At 68.3% G+C, this 14,463-nt stretch carries 12 protein-coding genes; 3 read left to right on the top strand and 9 right to left on the bottom strand.

Annotated features, from left to right (window positions below):
* Position 1: 1 nt before the first annotated feature.
* From ACEUEL_RS07065 to dusB, 8 genes are all read right to left on the bottom strand, one after another.
* Entirely contained in the window at positions 2-862 is an 861-nt protein-coding gene (locus ACEUEL_RS07065; RefSeq protein WP_405703540.1) for a D-amino-acid transaminase, read from the bottom strand.
* A 35-nt stretch (positions 863-897) separates the two neighbouring features.
* The gene (locus tag ACEUEL_RS07060; RefSeq protein ID WP_405703538.1) at positions 898-2,343 is read right to left on the bottom strand and encodes a TrkH family potassium uptake protein; all 1,446 of its coding nucleotides are present in this window, start codon (positions 2,341-2,343) and stop codon (positions 898-900) included.
* Between the two features lie 8 nt (positions 2,344-2,351).
* A complete protein-coding gene (trkA, locus tag ACEUEL_RS07055; protein ID WP_405703536.1) occupies positions 2,352-3,728 on the bottom strand; it encodes a Trk system potassium transporter TrkA in 1,377 nt (458 codons plus the stop codon).
* Between the two features lie 81 nt (positions 3,729-3,809).
* Entirely contained in the window at positions 3,810-5,177 is a 1,368-nt protein-coding gene (gene ntrX, locus ACEUEL_RS07050) for a nitrogen assimilation response regulator NtrX (RefSeq protein WP_405703535.1), read from the bottom strand.
* 13 nt (positions 5,178-5,190) lie between these two features.
* Positions 5,191-7,452, bottom strand: coding sequence for a sensor histidine kinase NtrY-like (locus ACEUEL_RS07045; RefSeq protein WP_405703534.1), 2,262 nt, complete (start codon positions 7,450-7,452; stop codon positions 5,191-5,193).
* A 147-nt stretch (positions 7,453-7,599) separates the two neighbouring features.
* Positions 7,600-9,045: a nitrogen regulation protein NR(I) gene (gene ntrC / locus ACEUEL_RS07040; RefSeq protein WP_405703532.1), complete on the bottom strand. Its 1,446-nt coding sequence runs from the start codon at positions 9,043-9,045 to the stop codon at positions 7,600-7,602.
* An 8-nt stretch (positions 9,046-9,053) separates the two neighbouring features.
* Complete coding sequence (locus tag ACEUEL_RS07035; RefSeq protein WP_405703530.1) at positions 9,054-10,187, bottom strand: two-component system sensor histidine kinase NtrB; 1,134 nt, start codon at positions 10,185-10,187, stop codon at positions 9,054-9,056.
* Entirely contained in the window at positions 10,184-11,206 is a 1,023-nt protein-coding gene (gene dusB, locus ACEUEL_RS07030; RefSeq protein ID WP_405703528.1) for a tRNA dihydrouridine synthase DusB, read from the bottom strand. Before dusB ends, ACEUEL_RS07035 begins: the two co-directional genes overlap by 4 nt.
* Positions 11,207-11,415: 209 nt before the next feature.
* On the opposite strand from dusB, the gene ACEUEL_RS07025 reads away from it, so the two are divergent.
* Genes ACEUEL_RS07025 through ACEUEL_RS07015 form a run of 3 tightly spaced genes read left to right on the top strand, consistent with a single transcriptional unit; the run spans position 11,416 to position 13,580 of the window.
* Positions 11,416-12,579, top strand: coding sequence for a bifunctional 2-C-methyl-D-erythritol 4-phosphate cytidylyltransferase/2-C-methyl-D-erythritol 2,4-cyclodiphosphate synthase (locus ACEUEL_RS07025; protein ID WP_405703527.1), 1,164 nt, complete (start codon positions 11,416-11,418; stop codon positions 12,577-12,579).
* 47 nt (positions 12,580-12,626) lie between these two features.
* Positions 12,627-13,127 carry a CinA family protein gene (locus ACEUEL_RS07020; protein ID WP_405703525.1) on the top strand — a complete coding sequence of 167 codons (501 nt, stop codon included), beginning with the start codon at positions 12,627-12,629 and terminating at the stop codon, positions 13,125-13,127.
* Between the two features lie 57 nt (positions 13,128-13,184).
* Complete coding sequence (locus tag ACEUEL_RS07015) at positions 13,185-13,580, top strand: DUF6941 family protein (protein WP_405703524.1); 396 nt, start codon at positions 13,185-13,187, stop codon at positions 13,578-13,580.
* A gap of 520 nt (positions 13,581-14,100) precedes the next feature.
* Here ACEUEL_RS07015 and ACEUEL_RS07010 read toward each other — a convergent pair.
* On the bottom strand, positions 14,101-14,403 hold the full coding sequence (locus ACEUEL_RS07010) for a hypothetical protein (protein WP_405703522.1): 303 nt from the start codon (positions 14,401-14,403) through the stop codon (positions 14,101-14,103).
* Between the last annotated feature and the right edge of the window lie 60 nt (positions 14,404-14,463).

Below are 14,463 nucleotides of genomic sequence, written 5' to 3'. Positions count from 1 at the left end.
GTCAGGGCGCGATTTCCGCCATGGCGTGGAAGCCGGCCCGCAAGGCCTGGGCGACCGAGCCGGGATGGCCGTTTCCAACGGGTTTGCCGTCGATCTGCACCACCGGCATGACGATCGTGGTGGCCGCCGTGATGAAGGCCTCGCGCGCTTCATAAGCCTCGGCAACGGTGAAGGCCCGCTCTTCCACCTTGAGGCCCTGCCGCGCGGCGACCTCGAGCACGACCGTGCGGGTGATTCCCCTCAGGATGCCCGATTCGGCGGGACGGGTGACGATCACGCCGTCGCGGGTCACGATCCACGCATTGGTCGAGCCGCCTTCGGTGACCTGGCCCTGTGCGTCGACGAACCACGCCTCCTTGGCGCCGGCCGCCCTCGCCTGCTCCTTCGCCATCACGTTCGGCAGCAGGCTGACGCTCTTGATGTCGACCCGCTCCCAGCGATTGTCCTTCACCGTGATCACCGCCACGCCCTGCTCCGCCTGCCGGTCGCCCTTGGCCGGATCGACCGAACGGGCGGTCACGACGACCGACGGCGGGGTGCCCGCCGGTGGAAAGACATGGTCGCGCCGGGCGACGCCCCGCGTCACCTGAAGGTAGACCATGCCGTCACCGACGCGGTTCCGGCGAACGGTCTCGCGCAGGACGATTCCCAGCGCGGTGCGCGACATCGGCAGTGCGATCTGCAATTCACCCAGCGAACGGGCCAGGCGCTCCATGTGGCGGCGTTCGTCGACGAGGTGACCACCCCGCACCTCGCACACCTCGTAGACGCCGTCCGCGAACTGATAGCCGCGGTCCTCGATGTGCACGCCGGCCTGTGCGTGGGGGAGATAGAGGCCGTTGACATAGGCGATGCGGGACATGGTTCCTGCTGCTTCCGGAAAGCGACGTCGAGACCTCAGTGACGCCAGAAGACGAAATGGACGAGCCCCAATACCACCAGGATCTCCAACCGTCCCAGAATCATGGCGAAGGCGAGGATGATGCGCGCATAATCGGGAAGCATGTCCCATTCCGGCCAGATCGCGGTGGCGTTCCAGCCGGCGAGATAGACCGGGCCGGTGTTGGTCAGGGCCGCGAGAGCGCCGACATAGGCCGCCTCGAAGCTCGGCATGGCGGGGGCGATCGCCGCGCCGATGATCACGAAGACGATGCAGGTGACGGCGAAGCACAGCCAGATCGCCTTCATGCCTTCGAGCGAAATGCTCTGGCGCCCGAGCCGGCTGGGACGCACCGCATGCGGGTGGATCAGCCGATGCAGTTCGCGCAGGCTCTGCAGCACCATGGCGCTGGCGCGGTACATCTTGATGCCGCCGCTGGTCGAGAAGGTCGCCCCGCCGATGAAGACGAGCATCATCACCAGCGTGACGGGAAGGGTGTTGAACGCCCCGGCATGCGGCTCGATGCCGGTTGTCGTGACCAGCGAGACGGCGGTGAACAGTCCGTCCTCGATGGCGATCGGCAGGGACTCACCGCCCAGCGGCGTTCGGAACCACGCCGCAGCGGCATAGATGCCGACAGCCGCGCTCAGCCCCAGAACGAGCAGGTTCTCGTGCTGACTGAAAGCCTGCCGGAATCGGCGCGTCAGCAGCATGCGGTGCCAGAGAATGCTGGTGCCTCCCACCAGCATGAAGACGATCATGACGAACTTCACCGCCGGGTCACCGTAGGCGGCCATGCCGTCATTGTCGGGCAGGAGACCGCCGGTGGAGACGGCGGCGGAGGCAAGGCCAAAGGCCTCGAATCCCTTCAGCCCGAGGGCGAACAGAATGACCATGCACAGCACGGTGGCGGCGGCATAGATCGGCAGCACCTGTTGCACCGTGCCCTCGATGCCAGCCCCCTCCCCCTGCCCGAACTCGGCAAGGCCGGCCGCATGATTGGGCAGGCCGCCGGCGCCCGAGGGGGCCAGCACGGCGATGTAGCCGACCAGCGACAGCAGGCCGCCGAACCATTGCAGCGACAGCAGCCACACCAGCGTAGCCCGCGGCAGTTCGGCTTCGTGAACCTGGGACGCACCGGTGGTGGTCAGAGCCGACACCGCCTCGAACCATGAGCCCACCGCGCCGAGGGAGGTGGTCGCCGCGATCGGCAGGGCCGCAAGCGTGGGTATGCCCAGCCACATCAGCGCCAGCAGCGTGAGGGCGCCGGCACGATCCAGCTTGCCCGGGCGGCTGCGCGTGCCGAAATGCACCGCGACGGCGAAGAAGACGGTCAGCAGCGCGGAGAACAGGAACACCAGCGGTGCCGTGCCGCGTTCGGCGAGGCCGGCCAGCGCCGCGATCACCAGCATCGCCGCCAGGACGCCGGCGGCCATCACTCCATGCCGGGCAAGGGCGACCATGGCGGCTCTCAGAAAAACTCGAGGCTGACGCGGAACATCTGCTCGACGCGCTTCACCCTGTCGGCCAGAGCGAACAGCACGACGCGGTCGCGGGCCTGGATCACGGTATCGCCGCGCGGCAGGATCACCTTGCCGCCCCGCACCACCGCGCCGAGCCGCATGCCGTCGAAGATATCGAGGCTCCGCAACGGCTTGCCGACCAGAGCGGAGGTGTCGAGCGCCTCCGCCTCGATCACCTCGCCGACGCCGTTGAGCAGGGAATGGACGCCGCGGATGCGCCCCTTGCGCACATGCTGGAGCACCTTGGAGACGGTGATCTGGCGCGGGTTCACATAGGCGTCGATTCCGAGCCCATGGGCGAAGGCGGGGTAGTTGGGATCGTTCAGCAGCGACAGCATGCGCTTGGCGCCCAGCTCCCGCGACAGCAGGCAGGAGAGGATATTGACCCGGTCGTCGTTGGTGACGGCGATCATGGTGTCGGCCTCCCCGACGGCCGCTTCCTCCAGCACGGTGCGGCTCAGTGCGCTGCCGTTGAGCACGACGGTGCGGGAAAGCTCCTCGGCGATGGCGTGCGCCCGCTCCGGATTGTCCTCGATCAGCTTGATGCGGGCGCGGGAATTGCGGTTCTCCAGCTCGCGGGCGACATAGAGGCCGATATTGCCTCCGCCACCGATCACCACGCGCTGGGCGGGCGGTTCATCGTGACCGAAAATGGAGAGGGTTCGGACCACCTGGTCGCTCTGGGCAACGAAATACGCCACATCGTCGGCCAGAAGCGAGTCGGTGCTGCGAGGCACGAAGACACGGCCGCCGCGCTGGACGGCGACGACGACCGCCCGCAGGTCCGGAAACAGCTCGGTGAGCTGGCGCAGGGGCGTATCGAGCACCGGGCAGTCGGGCAGGCACTGCACGCCGACCACGACGACCTGCCCGTCCGCGAAGCTCACCGTGTCGATGGCGCCCGGCAAAGACAGCCGACGCAGCACCATCTCGCCGACTTCGACCTCCGGCGAGATCACCACGTCGATCGGCAGGTGATCGCGCGAGAACAGGTCGCGCCAGTGCCCCTGCAGATAGCTCTGGGCCCGCACGCGGGCGATCTTGGTGGGCACGTCGAACAGCGCATGGCCAACCTGGCAGGCGATCATGTTGACTTCGTCGTGCAGGGTCACCGCGATCAGCATGTCGGCGGCTTCCAACCCCGCGCGCGCCAGCACGTCGGGATGGGAGCCGTGGCCGACGAAGCCGCGCACGTCGAGCGTATCGGTGATGGCCTGGATCAGCCGCGGCGAAGTGTCGATCACCGACACGTCGTTCTGCTCTGCGGCGAGGCGCTCGGCGATGCCGAAGCCGACCTGTCCCGCGCCGCAGATGACGACCTTCATGGGTAAACCCTTCTCGCGAGGCTACTCTATAGCAGGTTCCGCCGACGCGGCAGCCGGCGAAATCAGTTCGCCACCACTATATCAGCCGATGCCGAGCGCCTTCAGCTTGCGATGCAGCGCCGAGCGTTCCATGCCGATGAACTCGGCCGTGCGGGAGATGTTGCCGCCGAAGCGGCTGATCTGGGCGACGAGATATTCGCGCTCGAACACCTCGCGCGCCTCCCGCAGCGGCAGGCCCATCAGGTGCTCGCCACCATTGCCATTGGGCAGGCTCGGCACGAGCGATCCGACATCCGGCGGCAGCATGCTGGCGGTCACCACGGCGTCGGCATCGCCGCTCGCCAGGATGAGAAGGCGCTCGATGTTGTTGCGGAGCTGGCGGACATTGCCTGGCCAGTCATGCGACTGCAGCACCGCCAGCGCGTCCTCGCCGATCCGCCGGCGCGGCAGGCCGGTGGCATGCGAGATCTGCTCGAGGAAATAATCGACCAGTTCGGGCACATCCTCGCGCCGCTCGGCCAGCGGAGGCACCCGCAGCGGCACCACGCCGAGCCGATGATAGAGATCCTCGCGGAACCGGCCCTCGGCAATGTCCTTCTCGAGATTGCGCGCGGTCGACGAGATGATGCGCACATCGACCGAGACGCGCGTCGCCCCGCCGACGCGCAGGAAGTTCTGGTCGACCAGCACCCGCAGGATGCGATTCTGGGTTTCGCGCGGCATGTCGGCGACTTCGTCGATGAAGAGGGTGCCCCCATGCGCCTCCTCGAGCGCCCCCACCTGCCGCCCCTGCCCTTCCGCGCCCTCGACGCCGAACAGCTCGACCTCCATGCGCTCGGGGGTGATGGCGGCGGCGTTGATGACGACGAAGGGCCCCTCGGCACGCGCGGAGCCGGCGTGGATCATCCGCGCAGCGAGTTCCTTGCCGGAGCCGGACGGGCCGACGATGAGGATGCGGCTGTTGGTGGGGGCGATCTTGTCGATGCTCTGCCGCAACTGGTTCATCGCGGTCGAGTGGCCCACCAGCGCCTGCGCATTCGGGGTGCGGCGGTTGAGATCGCGCACCTCGCGCTTGAGGCGCAGCGTCTCCAGCGCCCGGCTGGCGACGAGGATCAGCCGGTCCGAGTTGAACGGCTTCTCGATGAAGTCGTAGGCGCCCTGGCGGATAGCGGCGACGGCGGTCTCGATGGTGCCGTGGCCGGAAATCATCACGACGGGCACGTCGGGATGTTCGCGCTTGATGACTTCGAGCAGTTGCAGGCCGTCGAGCTTCGAGCGCTCCAGCCAGATGTCGAGGAAGATCAGGTTGGGGCGTCGCGCCTCGACCGCGGCCAGCGCCTCGTCGCTGTCCTTGGCGGTGCGCGCGCCGTAGCCCTCGTCCTCGAGGATGCCGGCGACCAGCCCGCGAATATCGGCCTCGTCGTCGACGATCAATATGTCGGTGGCCATCGCGTTTCCCCTTCTAGCCGGTGCCCCCGGCGCGTGCCGTCGCCGGTTCGCTTACCGAACCCATTACGGCCGACATACCGCTCTCGATCGCAAACCGCAGACGAATCCAGGCGCCGCGCCCTTCGGGGGCGTCGTGCAGCTCGATGCCGCCGCCATGTTCTTCCAGAATCTTGCCGACAATGGCGAGGCCCAGGCCGGTGCCCTTCTCGCGCGTGGTCACATAGGGCTCAAGCAGGCGCGCCCGGTTCTCCGACGGCAGGCCCTTGCCGTTGTCGATCACGTCGATGGTGACGAACCGCCCGTCCTCGCGCAGGGTCACGGCGATCCGGGGCTGCGGGTCGCGCTCCTCGTCCGGCAGGGCCGAGATCGCCTCCGTGGCGTTCTTCACGATGTTGGTCAGCGCCTGCGAGATGAGCCGCCGGTCGAACTTCGCCATCACCGGATCGTCGGGCACATCGGCCTCGATGACGAGCTCGGGATGGCCGACGCGCATCATGAAGACCACCTGCCGGACCGTCTCCGCAGCATCCTGCAACTCGGCGACGGGCTTGGGCATGCGCGCGAAGGAGGAGAACTCGTCGACCATGCGGCCGATATCGCCGACCTGCCGGATGATCGTGTCGGTGCACTGGTCGAACACCTCGCGATCCTCGCCGATCACCTTGCCGTAGCGCCGGCGCAGCCGTTCGGCGGAAAGCTGGATGGGCGTGAGCGGGTTCTTGATCTCATGCGCGATGCGGCGCGCGACGTCGGCCCATGCCGAGGTGCGCTGGGCCGAGACGAGCTCGGTGATGTCGTCGAGCGTCACCACCCAGCCGTGCTCCGCCTCGCGCGACTGCTCGGTGGTGAAGCGTACCGCCAGCACGCGCTCGCGACCGTTCCGGCTCAGCGTGACGTTCGCCTGCGTGCCGCGGTGGCTTTCGAGCGCATCGCGGGTCAGCGCCTCGATCTCCGGCACGATGTCGGCGATCGGCCGGCCGAGCACCTCCTCCTCGACGACGCCGAGCAGTTTCTCGGCGGGGCGGTTGAGGATCGATATCCGCCCCTCCGAATCGACACCGACCACCCCTGCCCCGACGCCCGACAGCACGGCCTCGGTGAAGCGCCGGCGCGTGTCGATCTGGTCGCGCGCCTGCACGAGATCGTCGCGCTGGGTGCGCAATTCGTGCGTCATCTTGTTGAAGGTCTCGGCGAGGCTCGACAGGTCGCCCTCCGAGCGGCGCACCGGCACCTGCACGAAGAGGTTGCCGGCCGCGACGAGATCGGCGGCGCCGATCAGCCGCCGGATCGGCGCGACCAGGCGGTTGGCGAAATGGATGCCGAGCCAGACGGCGGAAAGCAGGACGGTGAGCGAGATCACCGCATAGACCACCGCGAAGGCGATCTGCACGCCGAAGCGGCGCTCCTCCAGCGTGCTGTATTCCGAAACCGCCGCGCGGGTCTCGTTGAGATAGCGGATGACGCGCGGATCGACGGCCCGGGCGACATAGAGATAGAGCCCGTCGAAATCCTTGAGCGGCACCACGGCGCCGACGAAATCCGCCTCGTTGGGCAGATAGATAAGCGGCTGCTCCTCGGTGGCGTCCTGTACGGCGAGGTTCGAGGGCACGACGAATTCACGGGCGACGCGGATGGTGGCGCGGTCGACGACAGTGAGGTCGCGCTGGATGATCATCGCGGCGGGAAGCCCGCGCACGGCGGCCTGCGCCGTCAGCGCCTGCCGGAAGCGGCTGCGGTCCTGGTCCCACAGCGGGCGCACGCGCTGGAGATCACGAGCCATGCCGAGGATATCACCGCGGATCGAATAGGCGTGCTCGCGGACATAGGTCTGGGCCACCGAGACCGCGTTGTCGACGATGGCGCGCGTGCGCACCGAGAACCAGCGGTCGAGGCCGCGATCGAGCGTGATGCTGGCCAGCAGCGCCACGAGCACCGCCGGCACCACGGCGACGACGCCGAACAGGCCGACGACCCGCACATGCAGCCGCGCCGCCGCCCGCCCACGCCGCCGGGCCTTCACGATCCGCCACACCTCGCGGCCGATGACCCACAGCAGCACCAGCGACATCAGCCCGTTCGCGCAGAGCACGAGGACCACGACGTCCTGGGACGGTACGATCGGGGTGAGGCCGACGAGGATGACGAAACTGATCAGCGAGGTGATCAGGGCGACCAGCACGGCGAGGGGCGCGATCCCCCACCACGAAAAGCGGAATCCGGCCCCGAACTCGAAAGCCTCTCGCGTCTCCCGGTCCGGCGTCGTCGCCTCGGTCATCTACCACCGTTCAAGTACGCCGACTCGACGCGAGCCGGCGCGGACTGATGCAGTGGAACGACACTGGTGCAAAAATGTGACAGAAAAAGGCAGCCGGAGAAATTTTCTGCCCTCCGGTCAACCCCGCCCGCGTCTCCGCTCCCGGCATCAACGGCTGGTGCGGATGATCTGAATATCGAGATCGCGGATCTTCTTGCGCAGCGTGTTGCGGTTGAGCCCGAGCAGTTCCGCCGCCTTGATCTGGTTGCCGCGGGTTGCCGCCAGCGCGGCGGAGAGGAGCGGGTATTCCACATCCTTGAGGATGCGGTGATAGAGGCCGGGCGGAGGCAGCGCCTCACCGAAGCCGTCGAAGTAGACGTTGAGATGCCGCTCCACGGAAGCCGCGAGGGTCTCGTCGCCCTGCGACTCCTCCTGCGCCGAGGTCGATACCGGCGTGGCGAGCTCGGCCTCGATGATCGAGCCGGTGATGATCTCCTGCGGATAGAGAGCCGCGAGCCGGCGGATCAGGTTCTCAAGCTCGCGCACATTGCCCGGCCAGCGGTAGCGCTTCAGCCGGTCGAGCGCGGCGACGTCGATCTGCTTGCGCGGCAGCCCCTCGCGCTCGGCCTGCAGGAAGAAGTGCCGCACCAGGTCCGGTATGTCCTCGGTGCGCTCGCGCAGCGGCGGCAGGCGCAGCGGCACCACATTCAGCCGGAAGAACAGATCCTCGCGGAACAGGCCCTGCTGGATGAGGATGCGCAGGTCCTTGTTGGTGGCGGCGACGATGCGCACATCGGTCTTGATCGGGGTGCGGCCGCCAACGGTGGTGTATTCGCCCTGCTGGAGGACGCGCAGCAGCCGCGTCTGCGCCTCCATCGGCATGTCGCCGATCTCGTCGAGAAACAGCGTGCCGCTTTCGGCCTGTTCGAAGCGGCCGGCCGAGCGGGCATTCGCGCCGGTGAAGGCCCCCTTTTCGTGGCCGAACAGCTCGGATTCGATGAGGTCGCGCGGGATGGCCGCCATGTTGATGGCGACGAAGGGGCCGTTGCGGCGCTTGCCGTAGTCGTGCAGCGCCCGCGCCACCAGCTCCTTGCCGGTGCCGCTCTCGCCGGCGATCATCACCGTCAGATCGGTCTGCATCAGCCGGGCGAGCACGCGGTAGATGTCCTGCATCGCCGGCGAACGGCCGACCAGCGGGATGGAATCCCCCTCCTCGCCGGGCCGGCCCAGCACCGCCTCCGGCTTCTTCGGCTCGGACAGCGCGCGCCCGACGATGGCGATCAGCTCTTTGAGATCGAACGGCTTGGGCAGGTACTCGTAGGCACCGCGCTCGGAGGCGCGGATCGCGGTCATGAAGGTGTTCTGCGCGCTCATGACGATGACCGGCAGGTCCGGGCGCACCTTCTTGATCCGCGGCAGCAGGTCGAAGGCGTTCTCGTCCGGCATGACCACGTCGGTGATCACGAGGTCGCCGTCGCCCTGGCTCACCCAGCGCCACAGCGTGGCGGCATTGCCGCAGGAACGGACCTCGTAGCCCGCGCGCGAGAGGGCCTGGTTGAGGACGGTACGGATGGCCGCGTCGTCGTCGGCGACAAGGATGCTTCCGGTCGGCATGGCGGCCCTCAGTTCTTCTCGGTGCCGGGACGGGCACCGCGGTACATCGGCATAAGAACGCGGAAAATGGTGCGGCGCGGCTGGCTCTCGCATTCGATGATGCCGCCATGGTCGCCGATGATCTTGGCGACCAGCGCGAGGCCGAGCCCCGATCCGGTCGGCTTGGTGGTCACGAACGGATCGAACAGGTGCGGCAGCAGGTCTTCCGGCACGCCCGCGCCATTGTCCTTCACGCAGAATTCGAGCGGCAGGCTCACGCGCGCGGACGAACCCGGCACCGTCAGGCGCACGCCGGGGCGGAAGGCGGTGGTGAGCTGAATTTCGCCATCGGGTGAATCGCCAATGGCTTCGGCGGCGTTCTTCACAAGGTTGAGGAACACCTGCACCAGCTGGTCTCGATTGGCGAGAACGGGCGGCAGCGAAGGATCGTATTCCTCGACGAAGCGGATATGGCGGGCGAAGCCCGAGGCCGCGAGCGTGCGCACATGCTCCAGCACCGCATGGATGTTCACCGGCTCCCGCTCGACGGGACGCTCGTCGGAGAACACTTCCATCCGGTCGACCAGCTTGACGATGCGGTCGGCCTCGTCGGTGATCAGGCGGGTCAGCGTGCGGTCGTCGTCGCTCGCCGCGAGTTCGAGCAGCTGCGCCGCGCCGCGGATGCCCGAAAGCGGATTCTTGATCTCGTGGGCCAGCATCGCCGCCAGCGCCGAGACCGATCGCGCCGCGCCGCGATGGGTGAGCTGGCGGTCCATCTTGTCGGCAATGGTGCGCTCCTGCAGCATCACCACGACATGGCCGGCCCGCTCGGCCAGCGGCGCGACATGGATGTCGACGATCCGTTCGCCGCCGTTGCGGGGCGTACCGAGATCGACGCGATACTCGTTCACCGCCGCCCCGCGCGTGCGCACCTGGTCGATCAGCGACAGCAGCGGGCTGCCGAACGGCACGAACTCGCTGAGCTTGTGGCGGGTCAGCACGGCGAGGCCGACCTCGAAGAAGGATTCGGCAGCCACATTCGCGTCGACGATGTGGTCGTCCGCGGCGACCGTCACCACGGGATGCGGCAGCGCATTGACGATCGCGTCGGAGAGGATGTTGCCGGTGTCCGGCCCCTGACGTTCGGGTTTGGCCGTCTTCATGCCGCCAGTCTCCATGACAGATCCGCATAGGCGGCGCGAATGCCGGCTTCCACCGCGGCCGGTTGATCGAGCGTCAGCAATTCGCGGCGCCAGCGCATGACGAACCCCGCATCGCCGGGCGCGGCCGCGTCGAGCGCCCAGCCGATGTGCTTGCGGGCGGTGCGGAAGCCGAGCTCCCGGCCATAATGGCTCAGCCAGTCGCGATAAAGTTCCAGCAGAACCTCGCATTGCATCGCCAGCGGCGGATCGTCCGGCACGGCGCCGCTGCGCACGAAGGCGGCGACCTGCCCCGGGAACCACGGCCGCCCCTGCGCCCCGCGCCCGATCATCACGCCGGAAGCGCCGGACCGCGCCAGCATCGCGGCGGCATCGCGGGCGGTGACGAGGTCGCCATTGGCGATGACGGGGATCGATACCGCGTCGCGCACCGGGGCGATGGCGTTCCAGTCGGCGGCGCCAGTATAGAACTGGCAGCGCGTGCGGCCGTGGATCGTCACCATGGCGACGCCGATCGCCTCCGCCCGCCGCGCAAGTTCCGGCGCGGTCCGCACGGTGTCGTCCCAGCCCAGCCGCGTCTTCAGCGTTACCGGCACCCGGACGGCACCGACGACGGCCTCGATGATGCGGGTGGCGAGGTCGAGATCCCGCAGCAGGGCGGCCCCGGCGAGGCCCGTGGTGACACGCTTGGCGGGGCAGCCCATATTGATATCGATGATCGCCGCGCCCGCCGCTTCCGCCATCTGCGCGGCGCGCGCCATCGAGGCGGGCTCGTTTCCCGCCAGCTGGACGGCATGGATCGGCACGCCCTCCCCTTCGGCGCGCAGGACCGTCTCGGCATGTCCGGCGGCCAGCGCATCCGATGCCACCATTTCCGAGATGACGAGACCGGCGCCGAAACGCGCCGCCATCCGCCGGAACGGTGCGTCGGTAATGCCGGCCATGGGCGCGAGCAGGACCGTATTCGCGACCGTGACGGGCCCGATGTTCAGCAACGCGTTGGCGGGATTGGCAAGGGTCAAACCGTAGTCACTCGATGCACATTAAAGCAGCCCCAAAGGCGATGCCTATATAATAGACAGCCGCACGTGTGGGCAAGCCTTCTGATGGCCGCACATCAAGAGTTGCCTGTGGAAGCCGCTTTTGCGCTAAACGGAAGCGTCCGGCAAGCGCTCATCGGGGCATCCGCCCCGTGTCGGGGCGGGGCCGGAGGGCAGGCGATGGGATGGCGATGCGGACGGACGTAATCATCGTGGCGGCGGGGCGCGGCCATCGGGCCGGCGAGGGTCTGCCGAAGCAGTACCGCCGGATCGGCGGCGACACGGTGCTGGCCCGCACCCTGCGCGCCTTCGCCGGCCGGGAGGGCATCGGCACCATCCAGCCGGTGATTCACCCTGATGATGCAGAGCTTTACGCGCAGTCCTGCGCGACCATCACCGGCCTTCGCCCGCCGGTCGCCGGCGGCGCGACGCGGCAGGCCTCGGTGCGCGCCGGACTGGAAGCGCTGGCCGGAGATCCGCCGGACCTCGTCCTGATCCACGACGCAGCCCGCCCCTTTGTCTCCAACGCTCTGATTCAAAACGCCATTTCAGCGGCGGCCGCGCATGGGGCGGCGGTGCCGGTGCTGGCGGTGACCGATACGCTCAAGTCGATCGCGCCGGACGGCACGCTCGCCACCGGGCCGGACCGCGCCGCGCTGCGCATGGTGCAGACGCCGCAGGCCTTCCGCTTCCCGCTGATCCTCGACGCCCATCGGGCCGCCGCGGGAGGCGACCTCACCGACGACGCCGCCGTCGCCGCGGCGGCGGGGCACACGGTGGCCGCTTTCGCCGGCGAGGCGGGCAATGTGAAACTGACGACGCCGGAGGATTTCGTGAACGCTGACAATAGGTTACTCGCCGATCTCGGGGACGTCCGCACCGCCACGGGCTTCGACGTCCATGCCTTCGAGCCCGGCGACCATGTCATCGTTGGCGGCATTTCAATACCGCACACCGCGAAGCTCTCCGGCCATTCGGATGCCGACGTGGTGCTGCACGCGCTCACCGACGCGATCCTCGGCACCATCGGCTCCGGCGATATCGGCCATCATTTTCCGCCCTCCGATGCCGCCTGGAAGGGGGCGTCGTCGGATCGATTCCTCGCCTACGCCGTTGATCTCGTGAGACAAGCCGGCGGGCGTGTCGCCTATCTCGACGCCACCGTGATCTGCGAGGCGCCGAAGATCGGGCCGCACCGCGAGGCGATGCGGGCGAAAATCGCCGAAATCGCCGGGATTCCGGTCGGCCGCGTGAGCGTGAAGGCGACGACCAGCGAAAAGCTGGGCTTTACCGGCCGCCGCGAGGGCATCGCCGCACTCGCCAGCGCGACGGTACGGCTCCCCTGGACCGACTGAACCGTGGTGACTGGTCAGTGCAGTGAGGTGGACAGTGAGTGCAGCCGATGACCGATGAGACCGATGTGATCAACGCCGCCGCGGCCCGCGTGCTCGACCTCTGCCGCACCCGCCGCCTCACGATCGCCACCGCCGAATCCTGCACCGGAGGGCTGGTCGCCGGCGCGCTGACCGAGATCCCCGGCTCGTCCGACGTTCTCGACCGCGGCTTCGTCACCTATTCGAACGCCGCCAAGCAGCAGGTGCTCGGCGTCTCGGCCGCGACGCTGCGCGCCCGTGGCGCGGTGAGCGCGGAGACGGCGCGGGAGATGGTGACCGGCCTGCTGAAGGTCGCCGGCACCTCGCTCGGCGTCGCGATCACCGGCATCGCCGGGCCGGGCGGCGGCTCGGCGGACAAGCCCGTCGGCCTCGTCCATTTCGCAGCGGCGCGGGCGGGCGGGAGCCTGATCGAGCGGCGCGAGGTGTTCGCGGACGAGGACCGTGCCGGGGTGCGCCGCCGCTCGGTGCTGACGGCTCTCGCCATGCTGGCGCAAATAGCGGAAACTTGACGGCGCGGGCCGTCGCGGCAGGCGACGGCAACCGCCAAGCGGAAGGGGGAACGTCCAATGGCCAAAATCGGCATCGAGCTGGCGGCGATCTGCGACGACGTGCGCAAGGAAGTCACCGGCAAGTACAATCTCATCGGGGTCTATGACGAGGGCGTCACCTTCACGCAGCTCCCCGTCAACTGGCAGTTCAACCTCGTGCTGCGCATCCGCGCCGACGCGGCCTATGAGGGCACGCTGACCGGCAGCATCGACTACAGCGGCAAGACGTTGTCGATCAACGACATGACGGTGAACGTCCCGCGCGCGGGCACCTTCCTGGTGCCGCTGAAGGTGGTGCTGCCGGACATCAACCGCCCCGGCACGGTCGCCTTCGCCCTGCGCCTCGGCAGCGCCATGTGGAAGGACAGCTTCGGCGTCCGCGCCATGCCGCAGAAGGCGGCGCAGGCGGGGTGAGACGCGGCCGCGGAAGCCGTAGGGCCGGGCTTGTCCCGGCCATCCACGCCTTCAGTTCGCCGGCAGGCAAGACGTGGATCCCCGGGACGCGCCCGGGATGACGTGCCGGATGATCTCCGGGCGCGCGCGGGCGGCCCGTCCTGTGCCGCGGGGCCCTCCCCGCCCGTCTCCGTCATGGCCGGGCTTGTCCCGGCCATCCACGCCTTCGACGCGCGGCCAGTTAAGACGGGGATCCCCGGGCCGCGCCCGGGGATGACGGGCCGGATGGGCTCGGCGCCCGTCTGGCGTGTCCTTCACGGGCGTCATCCCGTCCGCCACAGACGTCATCCCGGAACGGCCGGAGGCCGTGTCCGGGATCGCGTGGGTGCTGGCGAGCGATCCCGGCTCTGCGCCTGCGGATCGGGCCGGGATGACGGTGCTTCGAGGGATTATACAGACAGTCTTGCGGAGCAGGCAGGCCGGCACCAACCGCGCTTCCGCCCCCGGGAGTGCGTGAAGCGGAAGCGCCCCATGCGTTCGCTCAGCGGCGCTGCCGCCTATGCCGTGAATATCGAAGCCGGTGCGCGTCGACGATTTCCGAGCCCATATAGGCGATGAAGCAGCTGCGGAGGCCTTCGCGCCTCATCATGGCCGACGTGTTCCCGAGGCATGGCTCTTCGTCCGCCATATATAGCCAGTCGATGAACTGTTCGGCCGTCACCCGTCCCCGCTCGGGAATGAAATCGGTGACATGGACGAAACCCTCGTCCTGCAAGCTGCCGCAATAGCCGTATGTTGCGCAGGCCGCCAGCAAGAGGCGGTCGAAACCTGATCTCTTCGGCACGGATGAAACCCGGCTGACCGGGTCAAAGCAGCACTGCGGCCATCAATCGCTCAGGGTGAG

Source organism: Ancylobacter terrae (assembly GCF_045108345.1).
GTDB lineage: Bacteria > Pseudomonadota > Alphaproteobacteria > Rhizobiales > Xanthobacteraceae > Ancylobacter.
The sequence above is the reverse complement of the archived record's forward strand: the minus strand, read 5'-3'. Positions and strand labels throughout refer to the sequence as shown.

Coding starts and splice junctions, on each gene's coding strand:
- ntrC (WP_405703532.1), bottom strand. CDS start 9,045: ATGCCGACCGGAAGCATCCTTGTCGCCGACGACGACGCGGCCATCCGT.
- ACEUEL_RS07060 (WP_405703538.1), bottom strand. CDS start 2,343: ATGGTCGCCCTTGCCCGGCATGGAGTGATGGCCGCCGGCGTCCTGGCG.
- ntrX (WP_405703535.1), bottom strand. CDS start 5,177: ATGGCCACCGACATATTGATCGTCGACGACGAGGCCGATATTCGCGGG.
- ACEUEL_RS07065 (WP_405703540.1), bottom strand. CDS start 862: ATGTCCCGCATCGCCTATGTCAACGGCCTCTATCTCCCCCACGCACAG.
- trkA (WP_405703536.1), bottom strand. CDS start 3,728: ATGAAGGTCGTCATCTGCGGCGCGGGACAGGTCGGCTTCGGCATCGCC.
- ACEUEL_RS07045 (WP_405703534.1), bottom strand. CDS start 7,452: ATGACCGAGGCGACGACGCCGGACCGGGAGACGCGAGAGGCTTTCGAG.
- ACEUEL_RS07035 (WP_405703530.1), bottom strand. CDS start 10,187: ATGAAGACGGCCAAACCCGAACGTCAGGGGCCGGACACCGGCAACATC.
- ACEUEL_RS07020 (WP_405703525.1), top strand. CDS start 12,627: ATGACCGATGAGACCGATGTGATCAACGCCGCCGCGGCCCGCGTGCTC.
- ACEUEL_RS07025 (WP_405703527.1), top strand. CDS start 11,416: ATGCGGACGGACGTAATCATCGTGGCGGCGGGGCGCGGCCATCGGGCC.
- ACEUEL_RS07015 (WP_405703524.1), top strand. CDS start 13,185: ATGGCCAAAATCGGCATCGAGCTGGCGGCGATCTGCGACGACGTGCGC.